The sequence below is a fragment of the Brachymonas moutaii (nom. illeg.) genome (assembly GCF_049977365.1).
In the GTDB taxonomy this organism is placed as follows: domain Bacteria; phylum Pseudomonadota; class Gammaproteobacteria; order Burkholderiales; family Burkholderiaceae_C; genus Brachymonas.
In genome coordinates, this window is record NZ_JBNGEN010000035.1 from 1 (window position 1) to 440 (window position 440).

Here is a 440-nt window from a genome sequence, read left to right on the forward strand (position 1 = left end):
TGAGATCGGTGTTGCCCTGCACGTTGATGCGGTAGCCATTGTCTCCGGCAAGGATGCCGCTTTGCTCGGTCACGCTGGCGTGGTCGGCGTTGATCTTGCTGTGGCTGTAGCTGGCACTGCCCGAGGTGCCATAGCCCACCGTGATCTGTCCGCTCATGCCTTGCTGCTGGCTCTTGTACGTGGCTGTGTCCTGCTGGCTCTGGATGTGCAGGCTATCGGCTGCCATGTCCACACCGCTGCCATGCACCTGCGCGCCTTCGAGGGTGAGTGCATTGCCCGTCTGGATGGTGGTGTGGCTGCCCGCATCGCCCACGTGCGTGTCGCGCCAGCTGGTGCTGTTGCCGTCCGCGTTGCCCTGGCTGCGGTTGACGCCTGCGGTAATGCCAAAGCCAGTGCCCTGTACGCCTGCGCTCAGCGCAATTCCGGCACTGAAGCCGCTG

Annotated in this window: 1 protein-coding gene; it reads right to left on the minus strand. The window is 64.1% G+C overall.

Annotation, left to right across the window (positions count from 1 at the left end):
- Window positions 1-440: hemagglutinin repeat-containing protein (locus tag ACP2WS_RS11315; protein ID WP_426460859.1), on the minus strand; the 440-nt coding region annotated here is incomplete at both ends.